This window comes from Actinokineospora inagensis DSM 44258, from assembly GCF_000482865.1.
GTDB classification, from domain to species: domain Bacteria; phylum Actinomycetota; class Actinomycetes; order Mycobacteriales; family Pseudonocardiaceae; genus Actinokineospora; species Actinokineospora inagensis.
This window is the reverse complement of the sequence record NZ_KI519517.1, coordinates 64,548-81,606: the sequence shown is the minus strand read 5'-3', so window position 1 is coordinate 81,606 and position 17,059 is coordinate 64,548. Positions and strand designations below refer to the sequence as shown.

The following is a 17,059-nucleotide window of genomic DNA, read 5'->3' as shown; positions in this document are numbered from 1 at the left end:
GGTTCACTGCCCCGGCGGCACCACGACGGTGCCACTCGCCCGGGTGATGATCACCGGTGGGTCCAGCACGTCGGCGGCGGACGGACCGCGCTCGGGAGCGGCCCGGCACACCACTCGGGCCTCGAACTCCACGCCCCGGGACCGGGTGCCAACGCGCACCAGCGTGGCCGTCGCCTCCACCACGTCACCCGCGCGCAGCGGCGCCAGGAACTCGACCTTGTCGTAACCGGCGAACAGGCCCTCGTCGCCGTCGGTGCGCACGCACAGCTCGGTGGCCACGTCGCCGAACAGCCCCAGCGAGTACGCGCCGTCGACGAGGCTGCCGCCGTAGTGGGCGTGCGCGTGCGGCACGTACCGGCGGTGCGTGACGGTCACTCCTGGTGTCGGGCTCATACCGGCTGCTCCTTGCGCTGGGTGATGGCGTGGACGAGGTAGCTGGCGACCTCGCCGGGGGTGGTGCCGCGCGAGAACACCCGGTCGACGCCGAGGTCGCCCGCCATCCGCGGGTCGAACCGGGGGCCACCGGCGATCAGCAGCGGCCGCCGGGCGCCCATGGCCTCGCGGAACGCCGCCGACATCTCCTGGGTGTTGAGGATGTGCGCGTCCCGCTGGGTGACCACCTGGGACACCAACACCGCGTCCGCCTTCTCCGCGCGCGACCGCTTGACCAGGTCCGGCACGCTCACCTGGGCGCCGAGGTTGACCACCCGCAACTCCCGGTAGTACTCCAGCCCCTTCTCCCCCGCGAAACCCTTGATGTTGAGGATCGCGTCGATGCCCACGGTGTGCGCGTCGGTGCCGATGCACGCGCCGACCACGACCAGCTTGCGCCGCAACGACTTCTTCACCGCGGTGTTGACCTCGCTCGGTGGCAGCAACGGGTACTCGCGCTCGACGACCTCCACCTCGTCGAGGTCCACGATGTGGCGCACCGAGCCGTAGACGACGAAGAAGGTGAAGTCGGGGCCGATGGCGTTCGAGTGCACGACCATGGCCGGGTCGATGCCCATCTTGGCGGCCAGCAGCAACGCGGCCCCCTCCGCGCGCGGACCGGCGGGCACGGGCAGGGTGAACGACGTCTGGATCATGCCGTCGCCGCTCGTGTCGCCGTACGGGCGGACGTGGCGTTTCCCGTGGTCGGGCTGGACGGCGGTCATCGGGTCGCCCCCTCGTCGAGCAGGTCGACGGCGGGGTTGGCGTAGGTGTCGGCCTTGGCGATCACCCCGTCGGCGCCCTTGCCCTGGTCCGGTGGGCGCTTCATCAGGCCGAAGGTGCCGTCGGCGATGGCGTTGAGCAGTCCGTCGTCCACAACGCGGTTGAGCAGGTCGACGGCCTCGCCGAGCACCTGGTGGGCGCGCTTGGCGATGAACCCGTCCGGCGCGGGCCGGAAGTCCTCGACCAGTCCCCCGGCGGCGTCGAGCACGTAGCGGACGTTGGCCAGGGCCAGGTCGCGGTCGGACAGGAACGGGGTGACCACGGCCTCGGTCATCATCCCGACCAGCAGGATCGACTGTCCCGTTAGGACACCGGCCAGGTTGAAGAACCCGTCCAACAGGTAGCCGTTGAACACGTCGCCGGTCATGTGCTTGGTCGGCGGCATCCACTTCAGCGGCGCGGCCGGGAACAGCTCGCGGGCAAGCAGCGCGTGCGCCAACTCCAACCGGAACGACTCGGGCACCTTCGGGTTGATCTCGAACGCGTGCCCGAGGCCGAGCAGGTCGTCCGGCAGCCCCGCCTCGTGCGCGAAGTGCTCGTTGAGCAACTGCGACACGGTGACGGTGTGCGCGGCGTCCACGGCGTCGGCGGTGGTGAGGTAGTTGTCCTCGCCGGTGTTGATGATGATCCCGGCGCGGGCGTGCACCTGCCGGGAGAACCGCTGGTCGACGAAGGTGCGGATCGGGTTGATGTCGCGGAACAGGATTCCGTACATCGAGTCGTTGAGCATCATGTCCAGTCGCTGCAGGCCGCCGAGCACCGCGATCTCCGGCATGCACAGCCCGGACGCGTAGTTGGTGACCCGGACGTAGCGGCCGACCTCCCGGGACACCTCGTCCATGGCGGCCCGCATGATCCGGAAGTTCTCCTGGGTGGCGTAGGTGCCCGCGAACCCGTGGTGGGTGGCGCCTTCCGGCACGTAGTCCAGCAGCGACTGCCCGGTGGACCGGATCACCGCGATGATGTCCGCCCCGGCGCGCGCGGCGTTGGCGGCCTGCACCACGTCCTCGTCGATGTCACCGGTGGCCACGATCAGGTAGATCCACGGCCGACGCGGCGGGTCACCGAGCTTGGCCACCAACTTGTCCCGCTGGGCCCGGTTCCGGTCCACCGTGCGCAGTCCCTTGGCGACAGCCGCCCGCGCGGCCCTCGCCGCGCGCACGGCGTCCCGGCCGGTGGGGATCTTGTAGCTGACCTGCCCGGCGGCGGTCGCCTCGGCGAGTTCGGTGAGGGTTTCCAGGTTGTGCTCGGCGAGGGCGTGGAAGACCGGCCCGCACACCCCGTGTTCCAGCCCGCAGTGGTCGGCGACGGTGTCGACGACCCGGTTGACCCACGGCACGTCGCCCGCCCGGTGGGTGCTGTCGGCGCCGGTGATCCCCGCCAACCGCAGTGTGGCCCGCTCCACCGAGACGGTGGTGTGCGACCGAGCGATCTCCACAACCGGCGCGGCCGCCTTCGCCGCCAAGTCCCGAGCGGTGGCGACGACCTCGGGGTCGAGGTCAAGCAGTGGCATCCCGGTTCCCTCCAGCCTCGTGGATCACCCGGCCGCGCAGAACCGTGCGCAGGCAGGTGGGCAACGGCGCGTCCGGGTCCATCGGGGGCAGCCCCGGAACCCGTGAGCGCGGGTCGGTGGACCAGCGGCGGACCCGGTCGTCCGGGACGGCCACCACCAGGTCCGGCGCGTCCCACACGGCGAAGGTCGCGGGCGCGCCGGGGACCAGGGTGCCGGTGAGGCCGTCATCGACCCCGGCGGCGCGCCAGCCGCCCCGGGTGTGCGCGGTGAACGCGGCGCGCGGCGACAACCCCGACCCTTCGGTGCGGTGGTTGACGGCGGCGCGCACCGACGCCCACGGGTCGACCGGCGTGACCGGCGCGTCCGAGCCCAACGCGAGCACGACACCGGAAGCGACCAACCGGGAGAACGGGTTCAGCGAGGTGCCGCGCTCGACCCCCAGCCGCGCCGCGTACATCCCGTCCGGACCGCCCCAGGCGGCGTCGAACTGCGGCTGCACCGAGGCGACCACGCCCCACTGCCCCAACTGCTGGGCCTGCTCCGGGCTGACCATCTCCAGGTGTTCGAGCCGGTGCCGGGTCCCGGCGAGCGCGGGCAACCCGACTCGCTTCTCCGCCAACGCGAACCCGGCGACCACCTCCGCGACGGCCGCGTCACCGATGACGTGGAAACCCGCCTGGATCCCGGCCTCCGTGCACACCACCAGGTGCTCGGCGATCGCCTCGGCCTCCAGGTACAACGCTCCCCGTGTGTCGAAGTCGGTGTACGGGTCGCACAACGCGGCAGTGCGGGAGCCCAGGGCGCCGTCGACGAAGAGATCCCCGGCCAGCCCCCGGACCCGGTGCCGCACGGCGAGTTCAGCGGACCCGATCTCACCCCAGTAGCCGACAACCTCCGGCAGATCCCCGCCGGCGCGGGCCAACAAGGCGGTCAGGTCGTTCGGCCCGGAGATGTCCGGTCCCGCGCACTCGTGCACACACGCGATCCCCTGGCTGGCCGCGTATCGCAGGAACTCCAGTTGCGCCGCGTCGCGCTGCGCCGGGGTGATGGCGTCCTGGGCGGCCCGGCGGACCCGGTGGTGGGCGTCGCGGGTGAGCGGACCGTCGGGGTGGAAGCCGTCGGCGTCGTGCACACCCCGAGCCTGGCCGCGCTGAGCCCGAACGATCAGGGCGGTGGAGACCAACGCGGAGTGGACATCCACTCGGGACAGGTACACGGCTGATCCCTTGGCGGCGACGTCAAGCTCCGCGCGGGTCGGCGGCCTGCCCTCCGGCCACCGCGTCTCGTCCCACCCGTGCCCCCAGACCGGGCGACCACCGTGAGCGTGCTCGGCGACCATGGCCAGGCACTCGGCGAGGCTCCGCGCCCCGGTCAGGTCCAGGCCGACGCGCAGCAGGCCGGCGGAGGTGGCGTGCACGTGCGCGTCGACGAACGCGGGTGCCACGAACGCGCCGTCCAACTCGACGACCTCACCGTCCCCGTAGAGCGACCGGCCGACCGAGTCCTGCCCGAGCCACACCACCACCCCGTCCTGGATGGCGATGGCGGTGGCGAACGGGTCGGCCGGGGAGTGGATCCGGCCGCCGGTGAGCAGGGTCGTTTCTGTGGTCACGAGTCTTGAGTCTCGCGGGCGGTGAACAGGGCCCGCACGCCGGGCTCGGTGCGCAGCAGGTCCAGGGCGAACTCGGCGTGACCGGGGACGTAGCCGTTGCCGACCAGCATCCGCACGTCCGCGGCAAGCCCCTCGGCGCCCAACGCGGCGGCGGAGAACGAGGTGGCCATCGAGAAGAAGACCACCGTGCCGCCGTCGCGGGTCACCATGATCGCGCCGTGTTCGCAGCCGGGCACGTCAACGCACACCACGGTCACGTCGACCTGCGCGCCGACGGCCCGCAGCACCGCGATCGGGTCGCGCGCGTCGGCGATCACCACCTCGTCGGCCAGTCCGGCGTCCACGACGGCCTTCGCCTCGACGTCGGTGGGCACCAGGGCGACCACCCTGGCCGCCCCGGCCCGGCGAGCCGCGGCCAGCGACAGCGACCCGGACTTGCCTCCGCCACCGAGCACGCACACCGACGCCCCGGCCCCGACCTCGCGCACGACACGGTCGGTGAGGGCGGGTGCGCCGCAGACATCCATGACCGACAGGGACAACCCGTCCGGCAGGTCGTCGGGCAGCACGGCGGCGATCGACCGGCCGAACAGGATCGCGGTGCCCCGGCACGGGACCTGCTCACCCAGGCCGTCCCAGTCGGCGAGGTCGTCGGTGATCCGCAGCGGGGTCAACGTCAGCGACACCAGCGTCGCCACCCGGTCGCCCGGCTCGAGGCCGAGCGGCGAGTCCGGGCCGACGGCGCGGACGGTGCCGAGCAGCATGCCACCCGATCCGGTGACCGGGTTCTGCATCTTGCCGCGCTCGGCGACGATCGCCAGCACCGCCGCACGCACCGCGTCGCCGTCGCCGTGCTGTTCGCGCAGTTGCCGGTAGGAGGCGGCGTCCAGGTTGAGCCGTTCGACGTCGATGACGACCTCGTCCTGGTGCGGCTCGGGGTCCGGGTCCAGCCGGTGGGCGCGCTGGGGCAGCACTCCGGCCGGTTCCAGCACCCGGTGCAGCCCGACCGCTGAAAGCTGTGCGTCCATCCCGCGTCCCCTCCGTGGGCAACTGTAGAATTTACGGCGTGCTAGCGCTCTGGCAGCATATCTTCACGCCACCCTAGCGGCTAGGAGTAACTATGACTGCGTTGTCGGACCTGCGGGCACTGGAGACCACCGTGTCGGCCGCGGTGCAGGAGGCGGGGCGCCAGCCCTACGAGTACGCGCGCCACGAGCTGGTCGAACCCGACTGGCGGCGGTACCCCGGCTGGGCCGGGGTCACCGAGGCGCAGTGGCGCGACGCCCAGTGGCAGCGGGTCAACTGCGTCAAGAACGAGCGCCAGTTGCGCAAAGTCGTCGGCGACCTGCTGACCGAGTCGTTCTACGCCGACCTGCGCGCCGACCAGGAAACCCTGGCCACCATGTCGATGCTGCTGCCGCCGCAGATGCTCAACACGATGGCCCCCACCGCGTCGGCGGGCGAGTTCACCGACGCGTTCTACGCCGACCCGGTCCGCCGGTACATGCTCCCGGTGCGCTCCGACCGCGACCCGGCGTGGCCCAGCCACCCGCACTCCACCCGCGACTCGCTGCACGAGGCCGAGATGTGGGTGGTCGAGGGCCTGACCCACCGGTACCCGACGAAGGTGCTGGCCGAACTGCTGTCCACCTGCCCCCAGTACTGCGGGCACTGCACCCGGATGGACCTGGTCGGCAACTCCACCCCGCAGGTCGACAAGCACAAACTGGCGCTCAAACCGGTCGACCGGCAGGACCAGATGATCGACTACCTGCGGCGCACCCCCGGCGTGCGGGACGTGGTCGTGTCCGGCGGGGACGTCGCCAACGTGCCGTGGAAACAGTTGGAGGGCTTCCTGATGCGGCTGCTGGACATCGACACGGTCCGCGACATCCGGCTGGCCACCAAGGCGCTCGCCGGGCTGCCGCAGCACTGGCTGCAGCCGTCGGTGGTCGAGGGCATGGAGCGGGTCGCCCGCACCGCCGCCCGCCGCGGGGTGAACCTGGCGATCCACACGCACGTCAACCACGTCCAGTCGGTCACCCCGCTGGTCGCCGAGGCCGCCCGCACCGCGCTGGAGGTCGGCGTCCGCGACGTGCGCAACCAGGGCGTGCTCATGCGCGGGGTCAACGCCACCCCCGAGGCGCTGCTCGACCTGTGCTTCGCGCTGCAGGGGGAGGCCAACATCCTCCCGTACTACTTCTACATGTGCGACATGATCCCGAACGCGGAGCACTGGCGGGTCGCGGTGTGGGAGGCACAAGAGCTGCAGCACGCGATCATGGGCTACCTGCCCGGTTACGCGACGCCGCGCATCATCTGCGACGTGCCGTACGTCGGCAAGCGGTGGGTGCACCAGCTCGCCGACTACGACCGGGTCCGCGGTGTGTCGTACTGGACCAAGAACTACCGCGCGGGCACCGAGCGGGGCGCGACCGACGACCCCGCCGCCATCCTCAGCCGCCGCTACCCGTACTACGACCCGATCGCCACCCTGCCCGCCGACGGCCAGTCGTTCTGGCGGGCGAACCCGGCGTACTCCGCCTGATCCCGGGTCCCGGTGGTCCATACCGCCACTCGAACGGACGCCGATGGTCGTCGTGGGGCGATTGTCAGCGGGTTTCGGACCCCCGGCGTGGTGCGCAAGACTCTGCCGACTCCGGCCGCCGACCGGTGGCCACGCGACACCAAACCAAGGAGTGGGCGTGCTTTTCCGCACCAGACGGGCGGTGGCGGCCGTGGTCGCCGTCGCCGCGGCCGTGGGGGTGGCCGTGGCCGCCAATCCCGCGCAGGCGGCTCCGGGCACCGGCGCCGGTCACCACCAGAGCGGCGACATCGCCGACCAGTTGCGGGCGATCCCCGGGCTGACCATCGTCTCCGAGTCGGCGACCCCGCCCGCGGGGTACCGGTTCTTCCTGTTGACCTTCAAGCAGCCGGTGGACCACCGGCACCCGGGCGGCCCGACCTTCGAGCAGCGGTTCCAGTTACTGCACAAGGACGTGTCCCGGCCGGTGGTGCTGCACACCACCGGCTACAACATGTCGACGACGGCGTTCCGGTCCGAGCCGACCAAGATCATCGACGGTAACCAGATCTCGGTGGAGCAGCGGTTCTTCACCCCGTCCCGGCCGGAACCCGCGGACTGGCACGACCTGGACATCTGGCAGGCCGCCACCGACCACCACGACATCGTCACCGCCCTCAAGCGGGTCTACCACGCCAAGTGGATCTCCACCGGCGCCAGCAAGGGCGGCATGACCTCGGTCTACCACCGCCGCTTCTACCCGCACGACGTCGACGGCGTCGTCGCCTACGTGGCGCCCGACGACGTCAACAACAACGACGACCGGGCCTACGACAGGTTCTTCCAGACCGTCGGCACCGACCCGGCCTGCCGCACCCGCCTCGAAGGCGTCCAGCAGGAAGCCCTGAAGCGCCGCTCGTCGCTGGAGGCCAAGTACCAGGCCACCGCCACCGCGAACGGCTGGACGTTCAACCAGGTCCTCGGCTCGCTCGACAAGGCCTACGAGGAGACCATCCTGGACGTCGAGTGGTCGTTCTGGCAGTACTCGCTGCAGTCCGACTGCCCGTCCGTCCCGGAGAAGACCGCCTCCGACGACGACCTGTACAAGTTCATCGACGCGACAGCCGGTTTCTCGTTCTACACCGACCAGGGCATCACCCCGTACGCGCCGTACTTCTACCAGGCCGCCACCCAACTCGGCTGGCCAGAACCGAAGTTCGACTACCTGCGCGGCCTGCGCCACTACCCGGACCTGTACCAGGCGAACTCGAACATCCCGCAGGCACTGCGCTCGAAGTACGACCCCCGCCCGATGCACGACGTCGACCACTGGGTCCGCTCCGAGGGCAGCCAGTTCCTCTTCGTCTACGGCTCGAACGACCCGTGGGGCGCCGAACCCTTCACCCCCAGCCACCACGACTCGTACCGCTACATCGCCCCCGGCGCCAACCACGGCGCCAACATCGCCGCCCTCAACCCCACCGACCGGGACGCCGCCACCAAGACCCTCCTCCGCTGGGCCAACGTCCCCGCCCCCACGTCGCTGGCGTCCTCCGACGACGGCATCGATGGCCTCGACCGGGTGGACCCGCCCCGCAACCCCCGCCGCCCGCTCTAGTGGTTCCCGGCTGGGGCAGGTGGGTCCTGCCCCAGCCCTCTACAATGGACACATGCCCGTGATCCTGGTGACAGGCATGTCCGGCACCGGCAAGTCCACCACCCTCGCCGCCCTAGCCCGCCTAGGTTATGTCGCCATCGACACCGACTACGGCGACTGGACCACCCCCGGCCCAGACCCCCTCTGGCGCGAAGACCTCATCGACGCCCTCATCACCACCCACGAACACTCCGGCGACCCCCTCTTCATCTCCGGCACCGTCCGCAACCAGGCCGTGTTCCGCCCCCGCTTCGACCACATCGTCCTACTCACCGCACCCTTGGCGGTGATCCTCGACCGCGTCACCCACCGAACCACCAACCCCTACGGCAACTCCCCCGCAGACCGCACCCGCATCACCACCGACACCACCCTCATCGAACCCCTCCTCCGCCAGTCCGCGACCGTGGAAATCGACACCCGCCGCCCCCTCCCCGAGGTCATCGCCCACCTCACCACCCTGGCCGGCCCCCTCACAGCGAACCCACCCCCCACAACCTGAAGCTCGACTCCCCACAGGCAACAACCCAAGGCCCTGCCCCGAAACCACCCCACTTGCGCAGGAGGCGACTGCGGCAGGATGTCGACGATCATGTAATCAGGGGGAACAGCCCCGCGTGCGCGGGGACGACGTAGTGGCGGTCGGGGATGCGGTTAACCGGTCGGGAACAGCCCCGCGTGCGCGGGGAGGACCTCCACGCTGATCGCCTCGTCTGGTACACCGAGGGAACAGCCCCGCGTGCGCGGGGACGACGCCGACCAGGCAGATTTTTGGGGTTCCAGGGCGGAACAGCCCCGCGTGCGCGGGGACGACGAAGCTGTCGCCGATCTGCAGCAGCACGAGACGGGAACAGCCCCGCGTGCGCGGGGACGACAGTTCGTCGGCCTCGCCGATCTGTCCACCTTGGGGAACAGCCCCGCGTGCGCGGGGACGACCCTCCCTCCTGGTTACCCTTGCGATGTCATGACGGAACAGCCCCGCGTGCGCGGGGACGACACTTCTTGACCAGCAGGTTTAGAGCAGCCAGTGCCCATTCTCATTCACTTTCACCGCTCGACCCCACACCCTGCCCATGATCCCACAGCCCCACGACAACCAGCCAGCCATCGACCCAAGACCACCAGCGTGCCGTGCATCAACCCACCACGAAACGCAAACAGCAAACGACCCCACCCCGATACCCAGCCGACGACACCCAGGGGCCAGGCTCCGGAGTCGACCCAATCAGCACCCCACACCGGCGCCTCACCAACAAACCCGGATCAATGCCCCGGCCCTTCGCGAAACCTCCAAAAACCACTTGCCGCCAACCCCACACCCCCCTACAGGCGGCCCCCACCCTCTCCGGGGGCAGCCCTCGATGCCAGTCTACCGGCAGGCACCGACAGTGGATCTTGATCCAAGCCCCGGAGAGCCCCTCCTGTGGATAACTTCCGTCGCCCAGGCGGGTGACACACAACCGACCGAACAGCCTATGGACCTGGGGAAACCACACCACGACGCCACTCAAGCGAGTGACCAGCACCCACCATGGGCAAAGGCGCAGCGGCAGGCGTGCAGCCGTCGACCAAGCGCCCTGATCTCGAATCTGTCGCGTTTGGCCATCGGGCGGTGTGGCGGAGGTAGCGTGCCGCTCCATGCAGTTGCCCTGGCGAGCCGCTCCCCGTGCCGCCGTGTCGAGTCCGCTGACGGTGTTGGTGGCGTTCGTGGCGGCTCTGCTGCTCAGTTTCGTGGGCGCCGCCGCCGTCATGCACGCGAACGCGGCTGGCAACGCCGCCGTTACCTACCAGGCGAACCGGCTTTGCGCGCAGACCGTGCCGCCGGTTGTGGACGGTAACCGGGTCACTGTGGACGAAGCGAACACAATCCTCCGCACAGCCAGAGACCAAGGCAGGGCGGCCGGGTTCACCACCATGATCGGCGCCGTCTACTCGCCCGTACGACAATGGGACTTCAACGGCCCGCACCCCTGGTCACAGTTCGGTTACCGCGACGGCGCGATGGACAACCTCAAGGTCCTCCAAGGCGGCGGCCGGGACGGTTTGTGGGTGCCGCAGAGCATCGCGAAGGACGCCGGGATCAAGCTGGGCGACCGCGGTCTGCACGGCACGTTGCCGCCGGTGACCGCGATCTACGCCGACCTGGCCGAGCCGGTCCCGACCTACTGGTGTTCCGAACAGCAGCGGGTCATGCCGAACCCGCTGGCCACCGAGGGCGCGACGGCCGCCGTCGTCTGGTTCCCCGACCTGGACAGTTTCACCCGGTCGATGGGTCCGCTCAGCAAGAACGCCGCCGCGGTCACCGTGCGTTTCCCGACCGACCTGCCCGCCACCACCGACGAAGCCGCCGCCCTGGTCGACCGGGGCAAAGCGGCGGTCGCGGGCCTCACGAGCGCCCTCGGGGAACAGTCCCGGTTGGTCAACGCCGCCAACTACTTCGCCAAGCCGGTGTCGGTGGCCCGCGAGGCCGGGTCGACGGTGTTGGGCGCGGTGCTGCCGCTGACCGTGATCAGCCTGTTGGTCGGGTTGGCCGGGGTCGGCGCGGTGACGGTGCAGTGGGTGCAGCGCAGGCACGCCGAGTTGCGGCTGCTGTGGTCGCGCGGCGCCGGTCCGGTCGCGCTGGGGTGGCGGGCGATCCTGGAGTTGGCGGCCCCGTTGCTGCTCGGCGCCGCCGTCGGGCTGCTGGCGGCCCGGTTCACGCTGTCTTGGTACGCCCCGTCGACCGCGTTGACCGACGGCACGTTCGGGGTGTCCGCCCTGGTCGCGGCGGCGGTGTTGATCGCGGCGCTGGTCGTGGTCGGCGGGGTGACGGCACTGCGCGCGCACCGCGAGTTCCAGGTCGCCGGGCCGCGCCAGACGCCGCGGGTGTGGCGGTTCGTGCCGTGGGAGTTGGTGACGGCCGTGCTCGCGTACCTGGCGTGGTCACGACTGCGGAACACTCCCACCCAACTCGTGTTCGGGCAGCCGTTGCCGCAATCAGCGGACGCTGTCGGTTTGGCGTTCCCGTTGCTGGTAGTGCTAACGACCGCTCTTGTCGCTGTGCGGTTGGCTCGTTGGGCGCTAAGAGCCGCACATCGGGTCAACCTGTGGCGGTTCCCCGCTCTGCACCTCGCGATGCGCAGGCTATCGGCGGCGGCAGGGTCTGCGGTCGGGATCTTGTTGGTGGGCACGCTCGCGGTAGGCACACTCACCGTCGGAGTGGGCGTTGCCGACGCGCAAAGCCAGGCGTTGGACACTAAGTCGGGACTGTTCGTAGGCGCTGAGTCGACCGCGCAGATCTCCGACCGGGTCGCCATCAACGGGCTACCGGCGCCGTTGGCGGCGCGCGACACCGTCGTCGGTGTGCTTAAGGTCAGCCAACTCACCGTTCTCGTCGTCGACCCGAGCACCTTCACGCACGCGGCGTGGCTAGGGGACCGCGACGTCGATGAGGTCAACCAGCAACTGTCAGCGCTAACCGCGCCCGGTAATGGCGTCGTGCCGGTCTTGCGCGTCGGGTCCACTCCGGACGCCACGATGGACGTGCAGCGCCTCGGCAAGGTCCATCCGGTCGGCCAGGTCGCGTCGTTCCCGTTGATCGGCACCGCGCGCGGCTACGTCGTCTCGCGCACAGCGCTGACCGATCTGACGCAGGTCGACACCTGGCAGATTTGGTCCGCCCAGCCCATCGACGCTCTTATCAGCGACCTGAACGCGGCCGGGCTCTACCACCTGAGCTCCCGGTCGAAGACTGCCGCGCTGGACGGTCTGCCGTTCCTCACCGTGACCTGGACGTTCGACTTCGTCACCGCGTTGGGATTCGTGCTCGCCGTCGTCGCGGCGGCCGCGCTGGTCCTCGCCGTGGAGGTCCGCCGCAGGCAGAACGCGGTGGCGGGCGCCCTGGCGACCCGGATGGGCCTGCGGCAACGCACCCTCGTCGGCAGCCATCTCGCCGAACTTGGCGCGCTCGCCGGGGTCTCGGTCGCGGCGGGCAGCGCCGCCGGAGCAGTGTGCGCAGCCGTGTCGGCACCGATGCTGGACCCGTCGCCGTGGCTGCGACCGGTCGCGGGGGCACCGGACCTGCTGCCGCTGGTGTCGACGACGACGCTGGTGGCGGCGGCCGTGGTGGCGCTGGTGTGTTGGTCGGCGGTGCGGTCGGTCAACACGGCACGAGTGGGGGAGCTGATCCGTGGCTGAGCCGCTGTTCGACGAGGAAGTCCCGCTTTACGAGCTGCGTGACGTCCACGTGCGCTACCGAACCCCGACCGGCCTTGTCACCGCGGTCGGTGGCGTTACCTTCGACGTGAAGCCGAGGGGGGTAACAGTGCTGGCGGGGCCATCCGGCTCCGGTAAGTCCACTTTGTTGCGCGTATTGGGACTGATCGACCGTCACACGTCCGGTTCGGTCGCCTGGCAGGGACTCGACGTCGGCAGGCTGTCCAACCGGGCCCGCCGCGGTGTGCGCCGCGACCGGATCGCGGTGGTGTTCCAGGCGCCGCCGGACAACCTGATCCCGCACCTCACCGTCGCCCAGAACCTGCGCGCCGCCGCCCAGTCCGCGGGTCTGCCGGACGCCGACCCCGACATCCTCGACTGGCTCGGCATCGCCGGCACCGGCGACTGGCGGATCGGCGCGCTGTCCGGCGGCCAGCAACAACGCCTGTCGTTCGGCTGCGCCCTGGCCCGCGACCCCGCCGTCGTGCTGGCCGACGAGCCGACGTCGCAACTGGACGCCGCCTCCGCCACGCTCGTGCTGGACGTCCTGCGCCGCCTGGCCGACCGGGGCGTCGCCGTCGTCACCGCGTCGCACGACCCTGAACTCGTCGCCCTCGGCGACAGGGTCGTGCGCCTGCGCGAAGGTCTGCTCGAGGAGGCCGCGTGATCGCCATCTCCGCCCGGGACATCACCCGCGGCTTCGACCACCCCAACGGCCGCGTGGAGGTCTTACTGGGGGTCGACCTGGACGTGTCCGCGGGCGAGGTAGTGACAATCTCGGGCCGATCCGGTTCGGGTAAGAGCGCCTTGTTCGCCGTCTTGTGCGGCTTCGACAAACCGGACGCCGGAACGGTCGAGGTGTGCGGCGCGCCTCTTGCCGCAGTCCCCGCTTGGGAAGACTGCGCCGTACTCCCCCAAGCGCTGGGATTGGCCCAAGAACTCACCTTGGCCGAGAACGTCGCCCTCCCCCTGCGCTTGTCCCGCCAAACCGAGCCATCCCGCGTCGACGACCTACTCGCCGAGTTGGGCATCTCCGAGCTGGCAGACCGTTACCCCCAGGAAGTCTCTTACGGCCAACAACAACGCGCCGCCCTAGCCCGCGCCGTGTCAGTACACCCCCGAGTACTCCTAGCCGACGAGCCAACCGCGCACCTCGATCACGCCAGTGTCACCGCAGTACTGGCCTTGCTCCGCCGCACAGCAGGCGAAGGCACCGCCGTCCTCATCGCCACCCACCACGACGAGGTCCACGACATCGCCGACCGCCGCCTCTCCCTGACCAATGGCCGGATCACCTGACCCCCGCGACACACCGCTTCAACCAGCCTCACCAATCGCCCCGCCCGAGTTGTCCACAACGGCGCGAAGCATCCCCAGCCATCGCCAACCGCCCTTGACAAGCCGCCTTCCTCGATAGGCTCAGGAATGGGCCCCCGGCCCCCGGGTGGGTGGGCGCCCGGGTACCAGATGATCTTGATCCAGCATGCCGCAGACCCGCTGGGGTCGCCCGGTGGTGTTACTGGATGAGCGTCATGGGTGAATTGTGTGAGTCCGTGGCTCGAACGTTGGCCGTGTCCGGACCTGCGCACAACGCCCTTGGCCGCGTTGTAGAAGTACGTCCGCCTTGGCATGGGCCAAAGCAACGTCGAGGGGGTGAGCTACTAGGGACCGATGCTGGTGGCGGCGTGCAGGTTGCCGTCGGATCCGGCGAGGCAGGCGGCGGCGCGGTCGCTGGTGGACAGGAACTCGCCGAGGCAGCGGCCGAACTGGGCGTGGCCCGCGGCGTTGGGATGGAAGGATTCCTGCAGGGCGTGCGAGGCGCGTTCGTCCTCACTGAGGTCGTTCCACTTGACCGACAGGCGGCTGAACCACTCGTTCTTCGGGTCTTCCTGGGTGCACGCCTCGTGGCCGAGGCCCGCGCGGGAGACGTCCAGGAACCGGGCGCCGGAGTCGCGGGCGGCCTGCCGCACCCCGTCGGTGATCTTCGGGACGGCGGTGGCGCGGACCCAGCGCAGGTCCTCCTCGCGGAACGGGCACCCGTTGAGGTTCCGCAGCTCCGGCCGCACCTCCGGGCTGATCGGCGCCGCGTAGGACTGCAGCACCAGGTGGTAGTCGGAGTTCTGGTAACCGGCGTCGGCCATGGCGGTGCGGATGTCGGCCAGCGCCTTGGTGACCTTCGGGACCATCCGGTCCACCCTGGCCTGCCAGTCCCCCGCCGTCACCGAACACGCGGACTTCGACGCGTCCAGCCAGGCCTGCACGCACCCGTCCAACACGTGCGAGAACGCCGGGTCGTCGTTGGCGCCGACCGCGACCAGGATCGCCACCACCCGCTTCTGCTTCGCCAACGCGCTCAACCGCGACGCCTGCGACCCCTCCGTGTACTGCTTCGCGTCCCCCAACCCGACCTGCGCCGACGGCGCCCCCGAACACGCCAGGTTGATCGTCTCGTCAATCGACCGCAACCCCGTCTTGTGGATGGACGCGTTGCGCGACCGGTGACACCAGTCCCCACCGGTCCCATCCGTCCCCGCCTCGTAGTCCCCCGCCGCCTCCCCCGAGATGGTCGAGTCCCCCAACGCCACCAACACCCGCGGCACCCCCTCCGGCGGCCCCCCAGCAGGCGGCGATCCCGGTAGGACGACCACCACCAACGCCGCCAGTACGAGTACCAGCAACAACACCGCCGCATGCCACCGAAACCGTCGAATCATCGCCCACCCACTCTACCCCGACACCGCACCTCGTTCCGACTGTCCTCAATGGACCCCACGCCCGGCCGCCACAAGCTGTTCACCCCACCCCTCACAAGATCCAGGTCACCCCCTGCGGCTCGACGCCCACGCCCACCAATTTCTCCCGACACCTCCTCCCCTCACCCGATCGCGCCCCTCCCGCGCGCCACTTCCCCAGGCCCAGCCCCACCCACCACACCTCGAACGTCACCCACCTGGGCGACGGAAGTTATCCACAGGAGGGACTCTCCGGGGCTTGGATCAAGATCCACTGTCGGTGCCTGCCGGTAGACTGGCATCGAGGGCTGCCCCCGGAGAGGGTGGGGGCCGCCTGTAGGGGGGTGTGGGGCTGGCGGCAAGGGGTTTTGGGTGGGTTCACGGAGGGCTCCAGGCGGATCCGGGTTCTATCGGTGAGGCACAGCAGTTGGGCGCTGACTGGGTCCGATCCGGAGCCTGGACTTGGGCGCCGGCAGGCACCGGGGTGGGCGGGATCCTCTGCCGGTGCACGCCGTGGCGGGCTGATACACGGGACACGCTGGCCTTGGAGGCGATAGTCCGGCTGGTTGTCGTGGGGCTGTGGGATCATGGGCAGGGTGTGGAGTCGAGCGGTGAAAGTGAATGAGAATGGGCACTGGCCGCTCTAAACCTGCTGGTCAAGAAGTGTCGTCCCCGCGCACGCGGGGCTGTTCCCTCCGCGGTCGTTCACCTCCGGTCACCGATCCGGTCGTCCCCGCGCACGCGGGGCTGTTCCCGCCCTCGTCGCCGAGACCACCGCCACCGGCGAGTCGTCCCCGCGCACGCGGGGCTGTTCCCATCCCGCCCACCGCGCAGGGTGTGGGGATCACGTCGTCCCCGCGCACGCGGGGCTGTTCCCGACGGCGGCCGCGACTGGGGCTCCGTCCTCGCGTCGTCCCCGCGCACGCGGGGCTGTTCCCGGCCTCGTCAATGACGACCCACAGCCGGACCGGTCGTCCCCGCGCACGCGGGGCTGTTCCCCAGGGGTCGTAGAGCACGGTGTCCCGGTCCTGGTCGTCCCCGCGCACGCGGGGCTGTTCCCCGCTCACCGAGGGGCAGCCGCCGATGTGCAGAGTCGTCCCCGCGCACGCGGGGCTGTTCCCACCGGGTCAACCGCTTCCTGTCCGGTCCGTCGGTCGTCCCCGCGCACGCGGGGCTGTTCCCGGGTGGTCGGTGCCATAGAAGGCCAGGTCCCCGTCGTCCCCGCGCACGCGGGGCTGTTCCCGCGACCACCAGCACCGTGATGGGAAATGTGACGTCGTCCCCGCGCACGCGGGGCTGTTCCCTGGACCCGGCGCGGCCACATCACCCGGCACCCCGTCGTCCCCGCGCACGCGGGGCTGTTCCCGCGACCACCAGCACCGTGATGGGAAATGTGACGTCGTCCCCGCGCACGCGGGGCTGTTCCCTGGACCCGGCGCGGCCACATCACCCGGCACCCCGTCGTCCCCGCGCACGCGGGGCTGTTCCCGCGACCACCAGCACCGTGATGGGAAATGTGACGTCGTCCCCGCGCACGCGGGGCTGTTCCCTGGACCCGGCGCGGCCACATCACCCGGCACCCCGTCGTCCCCGCGCACGCGGGGCTGTTCCC

12 protein-coding genes and 2 CRISPR repeat arrays are annotated in these 17,059 nt (G+C 70.5%); of the genes, 6 read left to right on the top strand and 6 right to left on the bottom strand.

What is annotated here, in order from left to right:
- Positions 1 to 3: 3 nt before the first annotated feature.
- Genes kal through kdd form a run of 5 tightly spaced genes read right to left on the bottom strand, consistent with a single transcriptional unit; the run spans position 4 to position 5,368 of the window.
- On the bottom strand, positions 4 to 393 hold the full coding sequence (gene kal, locus H504_RS0128390) for a 3-aminobutyryl-CoA ammonia lyase (RefSeq protein WP_026425564.1): 390 nt from the start codon (positions 391 to 393) through the stop codon (positions 4 to 6).
- A complete protein-coding gene (kamE, locus tag H504_RS0128385; protein WP_026425563.1) occupies positions 390 to 1,157 on the bottom strand; it encodes a lysine 5,6-aminomutase subunit beta in 768 nt (255 codons plus the stop codon). The genes kal and kamE overlap by 4 nt, the downstream gene beginning before the upstream one ends.
- A complete protein-coding gene (gene kamD, locus H504_RS0128380; protein ID WP_026425562.1) occupies positions 1,154 to 2,728 on the bottom strand; it encodes a lysine 5,6-aminomutase subunit alpha in 1,575 nt (524 codons plus the stop codon). The genes kamE and kamD overlap by 4 nt, the downstream gene beginning before the upstream one ends.
- Positions 2,715 to 4,340 (bottom strand): amidohydrolase, encoded by a 1,626-nt coding sequence (locus H504_RS0128375; RefSeq protein ID WP_026425561.1) that lies wholly within the window; start codon positions 4,338 to 4,340, stop codon positions 2,715 to 2,717. The genes kamD and H504_RS0128375 overlap by 14 nt, the downstream gene beginning before the upstream one ends.
- Entirely contained in the window at positions 4,337 to 5,368 is a 1,032-nt protein-coding gene (kdd, locus tag H504_RS0128370) for an L-erythro-3,5-diaminohexanoate dehydrogenase (RefSeq protein WP_026425560.1), read from the bottom strand. Before kdd ends, H504_RS0128375 begins: the two co-directional genes overlap by 4 nt.
- 92 nt (positions 5,369 to 5,460) lie before the next feature.
- On the opposite strand from kdd, the gene H504_RS0128365 reads away from it, so the two are divergent.
- The 6 genes from H504_RS0128365 (at position 5,461) to H504_RS0128340 (ending at position 14,014) form a co-directional block, all read left to right on the top strand.
- Positions 5,461 to 6,888 (top strand): KamA family radical SAM protein, encoded by a 1,428-nt coding sequence (locus H504_RS0128365; RefSeq protein WP_026425559.1) that lies wholly within the window; start codon positions 5,461 to 5,463, stop codon positions 6,886 to 6,888.
- Positions 6,889 to 7,045: 157 nt separating this feature from the next.
- Positions 7,046 to 8,482 carry a S28 family serine protease gene (locus H504_RS0128360; RefSeq protein ID WP_035306672.1) on the top strand — a complete coding sequence of 479 codons (1,437 nt, stop codon included), beginning with the start codon at positions 7,046 to 7,048 and terminating at the stop codon, positions 8,480 to 8,482.
- Between the two features lie 52 nt (positions 8,483 to 8,534).
- A complete protein-coding gene (locus H504_RS0128355) occupies positions 8,535 to 9,023 on the top strand; it encodes an AAA family ATPase (RefSeq protein WP_026425557.1) in 489 nt (162 codons plus the stop codon).
- Between the two features lie 101 nt (positions 9,024 to 9,124).
- Positions 9,125 to 9,518: direct repeats of the CRISPR family, unit length 29 nt; unit sequence GGGAACAGCCCCGCGTGCGCGGGGACGAC.
- 641 nt (positions 9,519 to 10,159) lie between these two features.
- Positions 10,160 to 12,697, top strand: coding sequence for a hypothetical protein (locus H504_RS0128350; RefSeq protein WP_026425556.1), 2,538 nt, complete (start codon positions 10,160 to 10,162; stop codon positions 12,695 to 12,697).
- The gene (locus tag H504_RS0128345) at positions 12,690 to 13,382 is read left to right on the top strand and encodes an ABC transporter ATP-binding protein (RefSeq protein ID WP_026425555.1); all 693 of its coding nucleotides are present in this window, start codon (positions 12,690 to 12,692) and stop codon (positions 13,380 to 13,382) included. The genes H504_RS0128350 and H504_RS0128345 overlap by 8 nt, the downstream gene beginning before the upstream one ends.
- Positions 13,379 to 14,014, top strand: coding sequence for an ABC transporter ATP-binding protein (locus H504_RS0128340; RefSeq protein WP_026425554.1), 636 nt, complete (start codon positions 13,379 to 13,381; stop codon positions 14,012 to 14,014). Before H504_RS0128345 ends, H504_RS0128340 begins: the two co-directional genes overlap by 4 nt.
- A 362-nt stretch (positions 14,015 to 14,376) precedes the next feature.
- Here the strand turns inward: H504_RS0128340 and H504_RS0128335 are convergent, their stop codons facing one another.
- On the bottom strand, positions 14,377 to 15,429 hold the full coding sequence (locus H504_RS0128335; protein ID WP_026425553.1) for a GDSL-type esterase/lipase family protein: 1,053 nt from the start codon (positions 15,427 to 15,429) through the stop codon (positions 14,377 to 14,379).
- A 683-nt stretch (positions 15,430 to 16,112) separates the two neighbouring features.
- A CRISPR array of direct repeats spans positions 16,113 to 17,059; the repeat unit is 29 nt; unit sequence GTCGTCCCCGCGCACGCGGGGCTGTTCCC.

What these genes read in the sequence shown, in the direction of transcription:
- kal (WP_026425564.1), bottom strand. Translation starts at nt 393, where the DNA reads ATGAGCCCGACACCAGGAGTGACCGTCACGCACCGCCGGTACGTGCCG.
- kamE (WP_026425563.1), bottom strand. Translation starts at nt 1,157, where the DNA reads ATGACCGCCGTCCAGCCCGACCACGGGAAACGCCACGTCCGCCCGTAC.
- kamD (WP_026425562.1), bottom strand. Translation starts at nt 2,728, where the DNA reads ATGCCACTGCTTGACCTCGACCCCGAGGTCGTCGCCACCGCTCGGGAC.
- kdd (WP_026425560.1), bottom strand. Translation starts at nt 5,368, where the DNA reads ATGGACGCACAGCTTTCAGCGGTCGGGCTGCACCGGGTGCTGGAACCG.
- H504_RS0128365 (WP_026425559.1), top strand. Translation starts at nt 5,461, where the DNA reads ATGACTGCGTTGTCGGACCTGCGGGCACTGGAGACCACCGTGTCGGCC.
- H504_RS0128355 (WP_026425557.1), top strand. Translation starts at nt 8,535, where the DNA reads ATGCCCGTGATCCTGGTGACAGGCATGTCCGGCACCGGCAAGTCCACC.
- H504_RS0128350 (WP_026425556.1), top strand. Translation starts at nt 10,160, where the DNA reads ATGCAGTTGCCCTGGCGAGCCGCTCCCCGTGCCGCCGTGTCGAGTCCG.
- H504_RS0128335 (WP_026425553.1), bottom strand. Translation starts at nt 15,429, where the DNA reads ATGATTCGACGGTTTCGGTGGCATGCGGCGGTGTTGTTGCTGGTACTC.